Below are 15,623 nucleotides of genomic sequence, written 5' to 3'. Positions count from 1 at the left end.
TATGAAAAAAACAATATTCTTACTGAGTCTTATCTTGATTTTTCAATCTTGCTCTTCTGATGAAAACCCCAAAACTGATGATAACAATTCAACTTTCCACTTTCCATCATGGTTATTAGGTAATTGGAAAGACGAAACTAAAGTTATTGGTTTTAAACTCACAACAGATGATATAGTTGTTCTACAAGCAGGAACTATTGAATTAAGTCTTAAATCACAGATAGAAGCTATTAAAAAATCTAATGGGACAGCAGATATTATAGAGAATAATACAGATTCTTCATATGAAGCAAAGATTTTATTAAATGGAGGGCAACAAACCGTTAATTATAAATTTGTCAAAATTTCAAGTAATAAAATTGTATGGAAAAGTGAAGTGATAGATACTGAATTAACTAAACAATAAGTAAAATGAAGAAAAAGGTTCTTTTAATATGCATGTTTTTATTTGTAATAAAGATTTGCGGTCAAAATTCTTCTGAAGAGCAAAACACACCTGATGCAATACTTTTAAATGCCACTCCGAAACATTCTCTAGATGAATTAAAATTAAAAGAGGAGTTAAATGCCGTAATTAGTAAAGTTGAACAGCAAAAAGCTGTCGATAAAATTAAGAATGATACGAAGTTGCACCAAAAGGATGCATGGGGTGATGCATTGAAAGAACAAGAAAGCAAACTTAAGACAGATGAATATTCAACTATTTTGCAAGAAGATTTATATGAAGACCAGCCTGACGGAACAAGACGAGCCAAATATCCATTTGTGCCAGCTGGAGCAAAAACAATTGAAGATGTCGAAATTTATTTTAAAGAACATCCTTCAGAAATGACTTCGACGGAATTTAATAAGAAAACACAAAGTGATAGTTCTCAAACGTACACAAGTAATCTGTCTGAAGGCACATCTGGGATTTATGGAATAATAGCAGTCTCAATTGCTGTATGTTTTATAATAGCAGAAGTTTTTGGAAGGGGGAGACACATAGGGAGATGGTGGTCATTTTTTCTTCTTTTATGTGGTTTTATCCCTGGGATTATAGCAATAAGTAATAGTCCGTCTGCTAAGAACAATCCTTCTAGTGGTGGAAAAGCCCATTATATTTGGGCATATGTCTTTTTAGTTTTTGGTGTTCTAAATGCAATAATTTTAGTTGGTAGCGAAGGGGAAAGAGGTTATATGTCTTTTGTCTTTTTTGTATTGTCGTTTTATCTCTTTGAGTTAAAAAAAGGTTTAATTATTAATAAAAATCCTAAATATTATATCTAATCGAAAACGTGTATATTTGAAATATAAATTATAATAAATGCGTGATAATTGCCAAATATTGAATGTAAAATGCACACGTTTATTACATATTATATTTAATATAATCTTTTTAAATTAACCAAATGGACAAACAAAAATCATTAGAATTAGAAAAACAGATAAAAGGTCAATTAATTGGAGGTTTTAAAGTTTTAGAATTAATTAATAACGGTAAATCTGCTGCAGTTTTTAAGGCTGAAAAAGATGGTAGCTTTTTTGCGTTAAAAATCTTTGACAATGATTTGGTAGAGAGATTTGGGCATGAAATTCAAACCAAGAGAATTGAGCAAGAAATAGCATTAAAAAATCATTCAATTGCAAATCTTGTCAAAATCTTTGAGGGTGGAAATACTGAATTAGATGGTCAAAAATATTACTTTCTTGTAATGGAACTTATAAGTGGTTCAAATCTTATGGAGTACATTAAATTGACAGAATACGACCAAAATTTTGCAATTAAAGTTCTAGAGAAGCTAAATGAAACGACAGAACAATTGTTGACTGAAAAAGGTATAGCACATAGAGATATTAAACCTGAAAACATAATGGTGAATGATGAAAATGACATCATTTTGATGGATTTAGGAGTTCTTAAATTAGTTGGCGCAAAATCATTTAGTGATGAAGAAGAAAAATCATTTGTTGGAACTTTGAGATATGCTCCACCTGAATTTTTACTAAGAACTGAAGTAGACTCTTTGGATGGATGGAGGGCAATTAACCTTTATCAGATTGGTGCAACTCTTCATGACATCATAATGAAGAAAGAGTTGTTTTCTGATAAAATACCATATTCAAATCTTGTTATTGCAATAAAGGACGATGTTCCACAGGTCTCGAGTAGTTTATTCTCATTTGAATTTTTACAACTGACAAGAGATATGTTGACAAAGGATTGGCAGAAAAGGTTACAGCTTTCATCTGCCTCAAGAATCGTTAGTGTTCTAAATTCAAAATCCCCTAATGGAAACATCTTCGAAGAAAGTATAGAAGAAATTTTAAAAATGCGTATTGGACATCAGGCAAATTTTGATGAAATTGAAAAATTACAAAGAACTAAGACAGAATTATTGCAAAAGAGAAGTCAATTTGCTAATTCTCTATCTAAAATATTAGAAGAAAGTATTGAGGAAATTAAGGAAAAGGAAGTTTTTTTAGCTTTTAAGAAATCTGATAATTTTAATTTCTCAAATGACAAAAGTAATGATAAGCTAATACAAAACTACATTTATGAACTGAAGGGAGATTTAAAAATGGGATTTCCATCTAATTTGTATTTGTTTTTTAGAATTTCAAATTTAGAAGATTGCTTTACTGAAATTGAAATGGTAGCAATTTTTCCTTCGGTATTTGCAGGAACAGATATAAATAATCCAAGTAATCTTTTAAAAGAATTAGATACAACTCCACGACGATTACAAAATTCAGTAAACAGAATTGGTAAAGTTGATATGATTTTCAATTTTAAAACAATAAATATTTTTACAGGAATTGCAGAGTTAGATTCATCATTTAAAAATCATTTAAAAGTTAATATTGTGAAATTAATACTGACAGCTTTAAAAGCAGTTGAAAAAAATGTTGAAAATCAAATCGAAGAACGTAAAAGAATGCTGGAATCTCAAAATAGAGTTTCATTTGGTCGTGTTACAACAGGTTTAAAAGCTGTGATTATTGATAGGTTATAACTTTGAACAGCTTGTTTTCTATAGGGGGAAATAAATCCTAATCATTTTTTAAGTTATAAGACTCTCAAAACACAAAATTAATATCAATGGAAAATAATATTCAATTAGATAATTTAAACGACAAAAAAAAACTATTGAAAACGACAAAAAAATTGATAAAAAAAATCAGTTTGGAAATCCCTATGTTGAGAAAATCAATAACAGGAGTTCATAATGTTGAAATGGCGACCGAGATTTCATATCATTTTTCGAGTGTGCCTCTGCTTCTAAGGCTTTCAATTCTAGATGTTTGTGTTTTGTTTAAGCTTTATCTTGAAAGTAATTCAGAAACAGAACAAAATCTACTCCTTAGGCTTCTTTGTGGGCAACTTTATGAATTTGTAGAAGATGTTCCAGAACTTTTTGGAAAAAAATATAGACTTTTACTATCTCAATTTCCGAATGCTGAAGAAATAACTAAAGCACTTAATTATGATATAATTAAGGAGTTAAATATGATTAAATCTCGCCATTCGGAATTTCTAAAACTTATACGCCACAATGTTGCACATCATAAAGATACTGATGCTCTATGGCAATACTATCTTATTAACGAAATTGATTTTAATTGGGCAGTAAAAGCATATATTGATATTGTTAAATGGTATATGGTGAGTTTTAGTGAATTTGAGTTAAAATTAATTGAAATAGCGATGAGTAATCAGAAAGATTAAACCATTTATATTTTAATACTGATGAAATGAAAATTAAAAGATAAAAAAATATAAAATGTCTAAATTTATTGACGAAATATTTGTTGGAATAGCAACATTTGTACTTACAGTTTTTCTTCCGAAGAGACTTATTGTATTCTTAAGAGAATTGATAAAATTTATTTTTCTTGCAATTATAAAATACTGGTATGTTTCAATTCTTTTAATTGGACTTGTATTTTTAATAAACGATAAGACTGATTGTAAATATCTAGATCAATTTTTTTCAAAAACATTCTTACTCATAACATTAATCTCAGTTCTCTTAATTGTTCCAATAATTGCTTTATTAATACAATTCTTTAAAAACTATAAATCATTTAATGTAGCGTATTATGGAGCTTTTACCGTCAAGGAAAATGAATACTTGACAATTGATTTAGATTCAGAAAACTTAAATGAAAGATTTGAAAAGATTACTGCACTAATTAGTAGAAATCATTATTCTTATAAAAATAATTTAATAACAGTTAATGTCGTTAACGTTCCTAAGTTTATAGTGATTTTATTAGGGGCTAATAGGTTTAACAAATTTGTTCAAAAAAGAATTGCTTCTAAAAAGCATTTATCTACTATTCATTTTATTAGAGACATTAACAAGCAAAACTTAACAGTCGTTATTAATTTTGATGATAAAGGATTAAGTAATACTGTTGTTGTAGAAAATGCTGAAAATTTAATAGGCAGTCTTTGCTCAGATTCAAGTGTTAACAATTTGAAAATTATTGATATAAGTGCTAAAATTTATTTCCTTCTTTTCGGTCAAATATTGACTGATAAAATGATTGATTCTAAAAAATTTGCTGAAGTTCATTATTTATTGGATGATACAGAAAAACTACTGTTAGAAATATCTCATATTTCTACAGATTTAGGAGATAAAAATAAAAACTTAATTGTAGATTTTATTAATTTTTGGAAAAGTTATATCGAAAGATATAGAGCGATCTTACTAATCGAACAGGATCAATTTTTCGGAGCTATACAGCACATTATGAAATCTATTGAATTAAATCCTTATTTCCCTTATCATGATTATCAAACTTTAAAACAAGATTATACGAAAAAATATGGAATTAGCTTGATTCCTTCAATTAGAGAGACAGTAAGCGAGCTTGGTTTAGAGGACGATGAAAATGACAATGAAAATATAAAGAACAGTTTAGAACAGCAAGTTCAGTTCGCTGAAACTACATTTAATTATGAAATTGTAAAAGAAATTTTAAGGCGTGAAAACACTGAAAAAATTAGAAATTCTTTAATTAATGAATTTTCAAAACTTGATAAAAATAACCCTTTTATTCTGTTGACAATTGCCGAGGTTATTAAGCATATTGAAAAAGGTACGGAGAAATTTAATGAAATTTATATTGACCGAATTGATGAGACGATTAATTTACTAAATGACATTTTAAAGCTAGATAATGATTTTCCTCTTATACATACAAAAATAGGTCTTTTAAGTGTGTTCAAAGGAGTTCATTTCGATAACGAAGCAATAATAGAAAAAGGACTTGAAGAATATGAAAAGGGAGTTTATTACATGTCTAAGCTGGGATTTAAATATTAGTTTCCATAAGCTTGTTTATTGTAATGTTCTGTTTTTATTATATTTCTAAGTAATCATTTAATTTGTAAACTAAAGCATGAGAATCAAACACGAAGAAATCGAAATTGTAGCAGGAAGTCCTTTTGATAACTGCAAACTTGATAGAAAAAAATATGCAAGTGTTTTAACTAGTTTGATTGAAAACTATGAAGAAGGATTTGTACTTGCGATAAATAATAAATGGGGTACAGGCAAAACAACTTTTTTGAAAATGTGGAATCAAGATTTGAAAGACAAAGAATTTCAAACCATATATTTCAATGCGTGGGAAAATGACTTTGAAAATAGTCCATTAACCGCTGTGATGGGAGAATTAAAATCTCTTAAAACTGAGAAAACAAAAGAGCAATTTGCCTCAGCTGTAGAAAAGGCTGCAAAAATATCAAAACATTTAGCTCCTACGATCGTAAAGGCATTAGCAGAAAAATATATAAATATTGAAACTTTAAATCAGGGATTAGCTGATATTACTGAAGGTTTGGTAGATGTTTTTGAGAACGATGTTAAGCAATATTCTGAACGAAAAAAGGGGATTCAAGAGTTTAAAAAAAGTCTATCTACTTTTGTTGCAAATACCAGTAATGGAAAGTCACTTGTGTTTATGATTGATGAGCTAGACCGATGTAGACCAGACTATTCTGTTTCTTTACTTGAACAAATTAAGCACTTTTTTACAGTTCCAAATATTGTATTTGTTTTGTCAATAGATAAAAAGCAGTTAGGAAATGCTATTCGAGGAGTTTATGGTAGTGAAAATTTGGATTATGAAGAATATTTGAGAAGATTTATAGATATAGAATACTCTCTTCCTGAGCCTGAGTCAAACTCTTTTTATAATTACCTTTATGGCTTTTTTGAATTTGATGAGTTCTTTGAATCAGCAGATCGTAAACAGTACAGACAATTAGCATCTGATAAAAATAATTTTTTAAGTATATGTTCGGTTCTGTTTGCTAACAATCAAATTACATTGCGCCAACAAGAAAAAATATTTTCACATTCGAGAATTGCATTAAGAGCTTTTGCTAACAATAGCTTTGTTATCCCATCTTTATATTTATTTTTAGTTTTTTTGAAAAATATAGAACAAGATTTGTATAATAGAATAAATCAAAAGGAGATTAGTATTGAGTTATTGCAAGATGAGTTTTTAAGAATTGTTTCTGGTAGCATTTCTGAAGATACGGAGCGAGAAATTTTATGGCTTGAAGCATATTTAGTAAACTCATATAATATTTATTTGAATTATCCCTATTTTAGGAATAAATTGTATAAATATGAATCAGGAAACAATGTGTTAGTAATTAAATCTGTAGTTGATAAATCAGAAGATGGGGCTAATTTTCTTCATGCTTTAGAGAGCATATCTCGTTATGATCAAATAGGAGAAGTTAGCATCGGACACTTATTGAAAAAGATTAATCTAATGGAGTCTTTTAAATTTTCTTAAAGTAAAATTTATTTTTTATGTAATTAAGTTTAATGATTAATCTTATATTTTTTAAAAATGAATGACTTTGAGTTTTATAAATATATTTATGATCGTGAATTAAATAGAAGATCAAAATTAGATGATTCTATTAATGTTCTTGTTGGTATAATTTCTTTACTAATTGGATTTATTTCATATTTTTTTTCAAATGATTATCTTTTTAAACATCTCGAATGTAATGTCTTGCTAGGGATATTATTTTCGCTTGCAATTTGTTTCATTGCTATGAGTATATTATTTCTGATAAAATCATATAATAATTATTTAAGGGGGTTTAATTACCCTAATATTTCCTATTTAAAATCGATCAGAAAATATCAAAAAATTACTATTCCAGATTATAACAGTTTAGTTGAAGAGGAGCAAAAAATAAATTTTGAAGATGATTTAATAGATAGGTTAATACGTATAACGGATGAAAATACAAAAATTAACGATACTCGATCATTTGATTTATATGTTTCAAAAACTTTTATAATTTTAACATTAGTTACTTTGTTCTTTATATCTACAATTTTAATCATTAAAAATACTCAATTATGTTAGACGACGACGAACCCCAAACACAACCACTTGAAAGACCATCATTTCCAGAAGATCGAAGAGAAAAATCAGAGGATAATACCCCTCTACCAAAAAATTAAGTTTTTTTTTAGGCTTGAACTTATGATTTGATAAACTAAACCCGTCCTTAAGATGGGTTTAAATATTGTATTACAGCACCACAAATTACTGTCATCTAAAGATACGATTTTTGCCATAATCTTACTGTAATTATATAGCCGATTACATGTGCAGTATATTATATATACCAAAATTTATAATATTACCCTTTGGCTCTTCATGGAGAAGTACCATGCTTAAAGCTACCCCCTCTGCTAATTTTTTTATATCTACCCGCCCTTTAAATTGAGCAACCTAATCTTTGAATTTTAAACAAATATTATAATTTCTGTCTTTTTAAGTTTTATTTATAGTGTCAAATAATAGGTTAATACATGTCACGAACACTTAGGAGTTTATGCAGATTACAGTAGGTTAATTTGCATTAACAAACTAAAAAAGGGGTAAAATTGGGGGTAAAATAAAAACAAAAAAGACTTAAGTTGACTGATTAACAGTGTCTTAAGTCTTGTTGTTGGTGCGGATAATAGGACTCGAACCTACACGCCTTGCGGCACCAGATCCTAAGTCTGGCATGTCTACCAATTTCACCATATCCGCGTAATTGTGGGTGCAAAGATAAGCATACTTTCGAATATTCAAAGAAAAATTTCAAAAAAAATATTAATTTTCTTTTTGGTACTTTTGGGTTTCTATAAAAATAATTTAAATGGAAAATATTAAGTCCTACGTTCAACAACATAAAGATCGGTTTATCAATGAATTGATCGAATTATTAAAGATTCCGTCGGTAAGTGCTGACACTGCATATTCTCAAGATGTTATTGACACAGCAGAGGCTGTAAAAGAAAGTTTATCAAAAGCAGGATGCGATTATGTCGAAACTTGCGACACTCCTGGTTACCCAATTATCTACGGAGAGAAAATAATAGATCCAAATCTTCCAACGGTTTTAGTTTACGGACACTACGATGTTCAACCGCCAGATCCATTAGAATTATGGACTTCACCACCATTTGAACCGGTTATCAAAACTACAGACATTCATCCAGAAGGTGCCATCTTCGCACGTGGAGCATGTGACGACAAAGGTCAGATGTACATGCACGTAAAAGCGCTTGAATTAATGGTACAAAGCAACACTTTGCCATGTAACGTAAAATTCATGATCGAAGGCGAGGAAGAAGTAGGTTCTGCAAGTTTGGCTTGGTTCGTAGAACGCAATCAGGAAAAACTGAAAAACGACGTTATCCTGATTTCTGATACAGGAATGATTTCTAACCAACAACCATCAATTACGACAGGTTTAAGAGGTTTAAGTTATGTTGAGGTAGAAGTTACAGGTCCAAACCGCGATTTGCATTCAGGTTTATACGGTGGAGCAGTGGCGAACCCAATTAATATTTTGGCAAAAATGATCGCTTCGCTTCACGACGAAGACAATCATATTACAATTCCGGGATTCTATGATAAAGTTCAGGAATTATCCGCAGAAGAAAGAGCCGAAATGGCAAAAGCGCCTTTCAGCTTAGAAAAATATAAAAAAGCTTTAGACTTAAATGATGTTTACGGCGAAAAAGGTTATGTAACAAACGAACGCAATTCTATCCGTCCAACTTTAGACGTAAACGGAATTTGGGGCGGTTACACTGGCGAAGGAGCAAAAACGGTTATTGCGAGTAAAGCTTTTGCTAAAATCTCAATGCGTTTGGTTCCAAATCAGGATTGGGAAGAGATTACAGAATTGTTTACAAAACATTTTACAAGTATTGCTCCGGCCGGAGTTACGGTAAAAGTAACGCCTCACCACGGTGGACAAGGTTATGTAACGCCAATTGACAGCATAGGATATCAAGCGGCGAATAAAGCCTATACAGAAACGTTTGGAGTTCCTGCAATTCCGGTTCGTTCTGGAGGAAGTATTCCAATTGTGGCTTTGTTTGAAAAAGAATTAAAAAGCAAAACGATCCTTATGGGATTTGGTTTGGATAGCGATGCCATTCACTCGCCAAACGAACATTTCGGAATCTTTAATTACTTGAAAGGAATTGAAACTATTCCGTTGTTTTACAAGTATTTTGTGGAGCTTTCTAAGTAAGGTTTAACCGCAAAGAGCGCTAAGATTTACGCAAAGTTCGCTAAGATTTTTGAAGTAAGATTTATAAAAGTTCGCAAAGCTTTCCAAGTATAGCTTTGCGAACTTTGCGTTTATAGTCGTAATCTTAGAAAAAACTTTGCGCTCTTTGCGGTTAAATTTTTTGATCATATTGTCCACTCAGTTTTTTGATACTTAGTATCTTAAGATTATAATTAACACATTTGAATTAAATTACTATTTTTATAAGGAAATAACTAAAAAAATACCGCTATGATCTCAAAATTAAATTCGGTTTCCAAGATAAAAATAGTTTTGTGTTTTGCTTTTATTTTGTTTTATAATCTCAGAACTATTGCGCAAGAAGCAAAACCCCAAGCAGGTTATTATCAAACAGCAGATTTGACCGAAAAGCCAACATATCCTGGTGGCATGCCGGAGTTTTATAAATTTGCAGGCCATTTTTACAAAGTGCCATCAATGCCAACCGGAATTGTGTTAAAAGGAACCATAAAGGTTACTTTTATAGTCCAAAAAGATGGCTCACTAACCGATATGCATGTTGTCAAAGATCTTGGCTACGGCACTGGTGAAGAAGCTTTAAGAGTATTAAGGTTGTCTCAAAAATGGATACCTGGCAAACTAAACGGCAAAGTGGTAGCGGCTGAATTTCATCTTCCAATTTCTATTCAAGAACCTGATAAACAATAGTAAAATTTTAATGGAATAAAAATTTTGCTACAAAAGTTGCACGTTTGATTTTTATTTCTACATTTGTAGAGCAATGTCTATAAATGTAGAAATTATCATTTTTATGAAAAATCATTTTTTATTATTTTTTTGTGGATTACTGCTATTAAGTTGTAAAAGCCAACCGGTCAATCAGAAAATTGATCATAAGAAAGAAGGTGTTTGGATTGATAATTATGTCCAAGACAGCACGACTTATAAATCGTATGAATATTACAAACATGATGTTCCGGTAAAAAAGTGGAAATCCTATATCAACGGAAAAATTTATAAAACAGAAAAATATAAAAACGGAATTTGTATTGTAAAAAGTTATTACGAAAACGGAAAACTAGAATCAAAAGGGAAAACAAAATTAGAAACGAATTCGGTTGAAACGCATTGGTTTTATTTTGGAGAATGGAAATTCTATTCGGATAAAGGAAAATTGAAAAGCATTAAAAATTACAATAAAGGCGAATTAATCTCGGAACAAAATATTAAATAAACTGCTCACAATCAACCATGAAAAGAATAATCGCTTTTAGTTTTATTGTCATGATTTGTTTTTCCGCGAAAGCGCAAACTTATAAAGAATGGGTTCGCAAAGCAGATTCCTGCTACGGGAAGGAAAACTATAAAATGTCTGTTGCTTATTATGAAAAAGCTTTTAAAATAGAACAAAAATCTGCGAAAAATTTTTACAGTGCAGGATGTTCCGCGTCTATGGCAAAAGAGAATAAAAAGGCATTTAAATGGTTGAATTTAGCTATTGACAATGGATTTCAAAACATGGATGAACTTCAAATTGAAATGGATTTAAAATCGTTGCATTCAGAAAAAGAATGGGAAAAAACAATTGAGAAACTGCAAAAGAAGTTAGAGATTATTGGAACAAATTACGATAAGGAGCTGGAAAAAGAACTTTCGGAAATTTATATTGAAGATCAGGAAATTCGCGGAGAATTTATGAATGTTTATAAGTCTCCAAAATCCGACAAGAAAAAAATTGATAGTATTGGTAAAATCATGCTAAGAAAGGACAGTATTAATCTTATCAAGGTCATGAAAATATTGGACGAAAGGGGATGGCTAGGAAAAAATGTTATTGGTGTTCAGGGAAATAAGACTTTGTTTTTGGTTATTCAGCATTCTAATTTAAAATACCAGCAAAAATATTTGCCAATGTTGAGACACGCGGTTAAAAATGGTAATGCAAGTCCAATAAATCTTGCTTATTTGGAAGATAGAATAGCTTTAAGAGAGGGAAGGCATCAAATTTATGGAAGCCAAAGCGCAAAGAATAAAAAAACGAATAAATGGTACATATCGCCGCTGATTGATCCAGATAATGTCGATAAAAGGCGCGCAGAAGTTGGACTCGGACCTATAGCAGATTATGCAATAAAAATGAATATAGAATGGAATTTAGAAGCGTATAAAAAAGAATTGCCTGAATTGGAAAAACTTGAAAATATTAAAGAATAAAGAATAAAGAATAAAGAATAAAGAATAAAGAATAAAGAATAAAGAATAAAGAATAAAGAATAGATTTTATTCTTCAGAAAAAAAACAAACAAGAGAGAAAACCTTAGAAGCTTAGTATCTCAGAACCTTAGAACCTTAAAAAATGCAATTATCAAACTCAGAAGAACAATTAATGGAACATTTATGGAAACTTGAAAAAGCTTTCATGAAAGATTTGCTTGAAGCATATCCGGAACCAAAACCTGCTACAACAACAGTTGCAACGCTTTTGAAACGAATGATCGATAAAAAATTTGTTGCTTACAATGAATTCGGGAATTCGAGAGAATATTATCCTTTGGTGAAAAAAACAGATTATTTTTCGAAACACGTAAAAGGATTGATCAGCAATTTCTTCAATAACTCGGCATCACAATTTGCTTCGTTTTTTACAACTGAAACAAATTTGAGCGCTTCAGAATTAGAAGATCTTAAGAAAATAATCGACTCGGAAATTCAAAAAAAGAAAAAATGACAGACTTTCTTATAAAATCAACGATTAGTTTAACTATTCTTTTGGTTGTGTACCATTTATTCTTGCAAAAAGAAAAAATGTTTCACTTCAACAGGTACTTTTTATTAGTTGGTTTACTTTTTTCGATAGGAGTGTCTTTTATGTCTTTTGAAATTCAACAAGATATTCCTATTGCGTACAATAATGTAATTAAGTTTCAGGCCATAACGGCAAAAGCTCTTCCAATTCAGGAAGAAGTGACAATTAGAAACATAGAAGAACAAACTAATTATTGGCTTTATCTATTATGGATAATTTACATCGTAATTACTTTAATACTGAGCTATCGATTTATCCGAAATATTTATAGAATCACATCAAAGACTAAAGTGTCTAAAATCACTATTTATAAAGGCATAAGAATGGTTTTACTTTCAGAGGAAACTTTGCCATATTCTTTTTGGAATTCCATTTACATAAATCAAAAAGATTTTGAAAATGGATTAGTTGAACAAGAATTGTTTACGCATGAAATTGCACATGTAAAGCAAAAACATACTCTTGATGTGATTTTTATAGAAATTTTGAAAACGTTGTTTTGGTTCAATCCTATTTTTATTTTCTACAAAAAAGCCATTCAGCTTAATCATGAGTTTTTGGCAGATGAAAATGTAATAAATGCCCACAATGATGTTTGTTTATATCAAAAGCTTTTGCTCAATAAATTAAGTACTTCGCAGCCCATTTATCTAACTAGTAATTTAAATTTTTTATCAACAAAAAAACGACTTATCATGATGACAAAAATCACTTCAAAAACAAGAGTTTTAATAATGAAATCTTTAGCTGTTTCAGGTATTCTGATGTTATTTTTATTATTTGCTTTCAAACCATTACCATTGGGCAGCAAAAAGACTATAGTAATTGACGCTGGACATGGCGGAGAAGATGCTGGAGCACAAATAGGTGCGGAGCAAGAAAAGAAAATTGTGGAAAATATTGCCAAAAAAATAAACGAGCTGAATGGCAAAGATGAAATTGAAATTATTTTGCTTAGAAACGACGATAGTTTTGTGCAGTTAAGTGAAAGAGTATCGAAAATAAACAAGATAAACCCAAGCTTGGTAATTTCTTTACATGTAAATAGTTCAAAAAATCTGAATGAGAATGGAGTAAATGCATATGTTTCAAAACAAAATGAGTTTTACGAAAAATCAAAGGAGAACGCTAAAAATTTAGTTGATAAAATCTCAAGCGAAAAACTTGCTAAAGGAGAGGTTAAAGATGCAAACTATTATGTGCTTAAAAACTCAAAATGCCCTGCATTATTAGTAGAAATTGGCTATTTAACAAATGATAATGACAGAAATTATCTGATTAGCGAAAATGGACAAAATGAAATTGCAAATAAAATAGTTGAATTCATAAAACTATAAATGTCTACGAGGACATGCTATCGCTATTGAATTAGACAATTAAATATTTCTATCGCATCATTAGCATACAATATTTTGGGATTCAGTTAATGAATGGATTTTAAACTTCAAAAAAAGAAAAAATGACAGACTTTCTTATAAAATCAACAGTGGCTTTAAGCGTCTTTCTTGTCTTTTATCATTTGGTATTAGAAAGAGAGAAAATGCATCAGTTTAATAGATTTTATTTGCTTTTTTCAATCGTAATTTCATTAATTATTCCGTTTGTTTCATTTGAAGTAATCAAAGAAATTCCGGCAAATTCTTCGAATTTGCAAGTTGTAAATCAGCCAATAATTCAGATGCAAAATGTTGTTGAGGAAACCAATTATAAATTGATTTTCTTATGGAGTTTATATGGATTAGTGACTTTAATATTGGCACTAAGATTTGGAAGAAACATTAAAAATTTCACGTCTAAAATTAGCAGTAATCCTGTAGTCGATTTTAAAAATTCAAAATTGATTTTAGTAGAAGAAAAAATTCTGCCGTATACTTTTTTGAATTACATTTTTATTAATGTTGATGATTATAATAAACAAAATATTGAAGCCGAATTATACACGCATGAACTAGTTCATGTTACTCAAAAACACACATTAGATATTTTGTTTATAGAGTTTTTAAAGACCATTTTTTGGTTTAATCCAACCTTTTTATTTTATAAAAAAGCAATACAACTCAATCACGAATTTCTTGCCGATCAGGAAATTGTGAAAACTTATAACGATGTTCCATTTTATCAAAATCTGCTCTTAAATAAAGCAAATGGAAGTCAAACGATTTACTTGGCCAGTAATTTGAATTATTTAGTAACAAAAAAACGATTAATTATGATGAAAAAAAGAACATCAAAAAACACAGCGTTTCTAAAGAAAATTGCTGCCTTGCCCGTTGTTATTGGTTTAGCGTTTCTCTTGTGTGTAGAAACTATTGCGCAGGAAACTAAATCGGGTGTTGAAAACAAAAAGACACAGAACGTTCCGTCTTCAGACAAATATTACGCAAATACTTCTTTTGTTTTCAAAAATAAAAGCAATAAAGTTTTTGTTGAAAAGAAGTACTCTGAATTAACAGAACAGGAAAAAAAGCTTATTCCGCCTGTGCCATCTCTTGCAAAAAAATCTCCTGATTCAAAGGAATATGAAGGTTTTAAAAACAGCGAAAATTATGCTGTTTGGATTGATGGAAAACATGTTTCTAATTCAGAATTAAATGAATATCAGGCAAGTAATTTTGTTTCTTACTTTAATAGTATTGTGCATAAAAATGCAAGAAGCAAGAAGTTTCCGCAAAAATATCAAGTAACATTGTTTACTGCTGAAGGTTATGATAAAGCGTATGGCAAAAATCAAGTACGAGATGCCGGAACCATAACAATTATGGCTAGTGAAGACACGCGAAAAAATAAAATTCAAAAAACGCCAGAAAAAGAGATCACAACAACTATAAACGATGTTGAAAGACAACCTGAATATCCGGGTGGCATATTGGAATTCTACAAATTTGTAGGCAAAAATTTTAAAACACCAGCAGATAAAATTGAAGGAAAGGTTATAGTAGAATTTATGATTGAAACAGACGGTTCACTTTCAGAATTTCAAGTAGTAAAAGATTTAGGTTTTGGATTAGGTGATGAGGCAATTCGTGTGTTGAAACTTTCTCCAAAATGGAATCCAGGAATTCAAAAAGGACAGCCAGTTCGTGTGCTTTATACTTTGCCAATAACAATTCAAAATGAAGATTCAGCCAAAAAATAGGAGGCAAAAAAAGCAGCAGCTTATCTTAAGATAAATTTTGAACCAAGCATTTTTGGAAATTAAAAATATTTAGGCTTGACAAAGATTGAAAACCTCTGTCCCTTTGGACC

The 15,623-nt window shown here is 30.1% G+C and carries 14 protein-coding genes and 1 tRNA gene; 14 read left to right on the top strand and 1 reads right to left on the bottom strand.

Annotated elements, in window-relative coordinates:
• Window position 1 precedes the first annotated feature (1 nt).
• From GQ47_RS05415 to GQ47_RS05385, 7 genes are all read left to right on the top strand, one after another.
• Entirely contained in the window at window positions 2–406 is a 405-nt protein-coding gene (locus GQ47_RS05415; protein ID WP_035645950.1) for a hypothetical protein, read from the top strand.
• A gap of 5 nt (window positions 407–411) precedes the next feature.
• Entirely contained in the window at window positions 412–1,269 is an 858-nt protein-coding gene (locus tag GQ47_RS05410) for a hypothetical protein (protein WP_152560992.1), read from the top strand.
• Between the two features lie 122 nt (window positions 1,270–1,391).
• A complete protein-coding gene (locus GQ47_RS05405) occupies window positions 1,392–2,996 on the top strand; it encodes a protein kinase domain-containing protein (protein ID WP_035645945.1) in 1,605 nt (534 codons plus the stop codon).
• An 86-nt stretch (window positions 2,997–3,082) separates the two neighbouring features.
• Window positions 3,083–3,709, top strand: coding sequence for a hypothetical protein (locus GQ47_RS05400; RefSeq protein ID WP_035645941.1), 627 nt, complete (start codon window positions 3,083–3,085; stop codon window positions 3,707–3,709).
• A 55-nt stretch (window positions 3,710–3,764) separates the two neighbouring features.
• Window positions 3,765–5,318 (top strand): hypothetical protein, encoded by a 1,554-nt coding sequence (locus tag GQ47_RS05395; protein ID WP_035645940.1) that lies wholly within the window; start codon window positions 3,765–3,767, stop codon window positions 5,316–5,318.
• 76 nt (window positions 5,319–5,394) lie between these two features.
• The gene (locus GQ47_RS05390) at window positions 5,395–6,807 is read left to right on the top strand and encodes a KAP family P-loop NTPase fold protein (RefSeq protein ID WP_035645937.1); all 1,413 of its coding nucleotides are present in this window, start codon (window positions 5,395–5,397) and stop codon (window positions 6,805–6,807) included.
• Between the two features lie 57 nt (window positions 6,808–6,864).
• Window positions 6,865–7,395 carry a hypothetical protein gene (locus GQ47_RS05385; RefSeq protein ID WP_035645935.1) on the top strand — a complete coding sequence of 177 codons (531 nt, stop codon included), beginning with the start codon at window positions 6,865–6,867 and terminating at the stop codon, window positions 7,393–7,395.
• Between the two features lie 593 nt (window positions 7,396–7,988).
• On the opposite strand, the gene GQ47_RS05380 is transcribed toward GQ47_RS05385, so the two are convergent.
• Window positions 7,989–8,073, bottom strand: a tRNA-Leu gene (locus tag GQ47_RS05380).
• A gap of 109 nt (window positions 8,074–8,182) precedes the next feature.
• Here GQ47_RS05380 and GQ47_RS05375 point away from each other — a divergent pair.
• From GQ47_RS05375 to GQ47_RS23725, 7 genes are all read left to right on the top strand, one after another.
• A complete protein-coding gene (locus GQ47_RS05375; RefSeq protein ID WP_035645934.1) occupies window positions 8,183–9,571 on the top strand; it encodes a dipeptidase in 1,389 nt (462 codons plus the stop codon).
• A gap of 270 nt (window positions 9,572–9,841) precedes the next feature.
• On the top strand, window positions 9,842–10,279 hold the full coding sequence (locus GQ47_RS05370; protein ID WP_051951377.1) for an energy transducer TonB: 438 nt from the start codon (window positions 9,842–9,844) through the stop codon (window positions 10,277–10,279).
• Between the two features lie 103 nt (window positions 10,280–10,382).
• Window positions 10,383–10,805 (top strand): hypothetical protein, encoded by a 423-nt coding sequence (locus tag GQ47_RS05365; RefSeq protein WP_035646839.1) that lies wholly within the window; start codon window positions 10,383–10,385, stop codon window positions 10,803–10,805.
• 17 nt (window positions 10,806–10,822) lie between these two features.
• Complete coding sequence (locus GQ47_RS05360; protein ID WP_035645932.1) at window positions 10,823–11,785, top strand: DUF6624 domain-containing protein; 963 nt, start codon at window positions 10,823–10,825, stop codon at window positions 11,783–11,785.
• A gap of 142 nt (window positions 11,786–11,927) precedes the next feature.
• Window positions 11,928–12,299 (top strand): BlaI/MecI/CopY family transcriptional regulator, encoded by a 372-nt coding sequence (locus GQ47_RS05355; protein ID WP_035645929.1) that lies wholly within the window; start codon window positions 11,928–11,930, stop codon window positions 12,297–12,299.
• Window positions 12,296–13,714 (top strand): M56/M15 family metallopeptidase, encoded by a 1,419-nt coding sequence (locus tag GQ47_RS22815; RefSeq protein WP_081909318.1) that lies wholly within the window; start codon window positions 12,296–12,298, stop codon window positions 13,712–13,714. Before GQ47_RS05355 ends, GQ47_RS22815 begins: the two co-directional genes overlap by 4 nt.
• A 122-nt stretch (window positions 13,715–13,836) precedes the next feature.
• A complete protein-coding gene (locus tag GQ47_RS23725; protein ID WP_051951372.1) occupies window positions 13,837–15,513 on the top strand; it encodes a M56 family metallopeptidase in 1,677 nt (558 codons plus the stop codon).
• Window positions 15,514–15,623: the final 110 nt, after the last annotated feature.

The sequence above is a fragment of the Flavobacterium sp. ASV13 genome, assembly GCF_000745775.1.
Classification (GTDB): domain Bacteria; phylum Bacteroidota; class Bacteroidia; order Flavobacteriales; family Flavobacteriaceae; genus Flavobacterium.
This window is presented reverse-complemented; position numbering and strand designations above follow the sequence as displayed.

What these genes read in the sequence shown, in the direction of transcription:
- GQ47_RS05415 (WP_035645950.1), top strand. Translation starts at nt 2, where the DNA reads ATGAAAAAAACAATATTCTTACTGAGTCTTATCTTGATTTTTCAATCT.
- GQ47_RS05410 (WP_152560992.1), top strand. Translation starts at nt 412, where the DNA reads ATGAAGAAAAAGGTTCTTTTAATATGCATGTTTTTATTTGTAATAAAG.
- GQ47_RS05405 (WP_035645945.1), top strand. Translation starts at nt 1,392, where the DNA reads ATGGACAAACAAAAATCATTAGAATTAGAAAAACAGATAAAAGGTCAA.
- GQ47_RS05400 (WP_035645941.1), top strand. Translation starts at nt 3,083, where the DNA reads ATGGAAAATAATATTCAATTAGATAATTTAAACGACAAAAAAAAACTA.
- GQ47_RS05395 (WP_035645940.1), top strand. Translation starts at nt 3,765, where the DNA reads ATGTCTAAATTTATTGACGAAATATTTGTTGGAATAGCAACATTTGTA.
- GQ47_RS05390 (WP_035645937.1), top strand. Translation starts at nt 5,395, where the DNA reads ATGAGAATCAAACACGAAGAAATCGAAATTGTAGCAGGAAGTCCTTTT.
- GQ47_RS05385 (WP_035645935.1), top strand. Translation starts at nt 6,865, where the DNA reads ATGAATGACTTTGAGTTTTATAAATATATTTATGATCGTGAATTAAAT.
- GQ47_RS05375 (WP_035645934.1), top strand. Translation starts at nt 8,183, where the DNA reads ATGGAAAATATTAAGTCCTACGTTCAACAACATAAAGATCGGTTTATC.
- GQ47_RS05370 (WP_051951377.1), top strand. Translation starts at nt 9,842, where the DNA reads ATGATCTCAAAATTAAATTCGGTTTCCAAGATAAAAATAGTTTTGTGT.
- GQ47_RS05365 (WP_035646839.1), top strand. Translation starts at nt 10,383, where the DNA reads ATGAAAAATCATTTTTTATTATTTTTTTGTGGATTACTGCTATTAAGT.
- GQ47_RS05360 (WP_035645932.1), top strand. Translation starts at nt 10,823, where the DNA reads ATGAAAAGAATAATCGCTTTTAGTTTTATTGTCATGATTTGTTTTTCC.
- GQ47_RS05355 (WP_035645929.1), top strand. Translation starts at nt 11,928, where the DNA reads ATGCAATTATCAAACTCAGAAGAACAATTAATGGAACATTTATGGAAA.
- GQ47_RS22815 (WP_081909318.1), top strand. Translation starts at nt 12,296, where the DNA reads ATGACAGACTTTCTTATAAAATCAACGATTAGTTTAACTATTCTTTTG.
- GQ47_RS23725 (WP_051951372.1), top strand. Translation starts at nt 13,837, where the DNA reads ATGACAGACTTTCTTATAAAATCAACAGTGGCTTTAAGCGTCTTTCTT.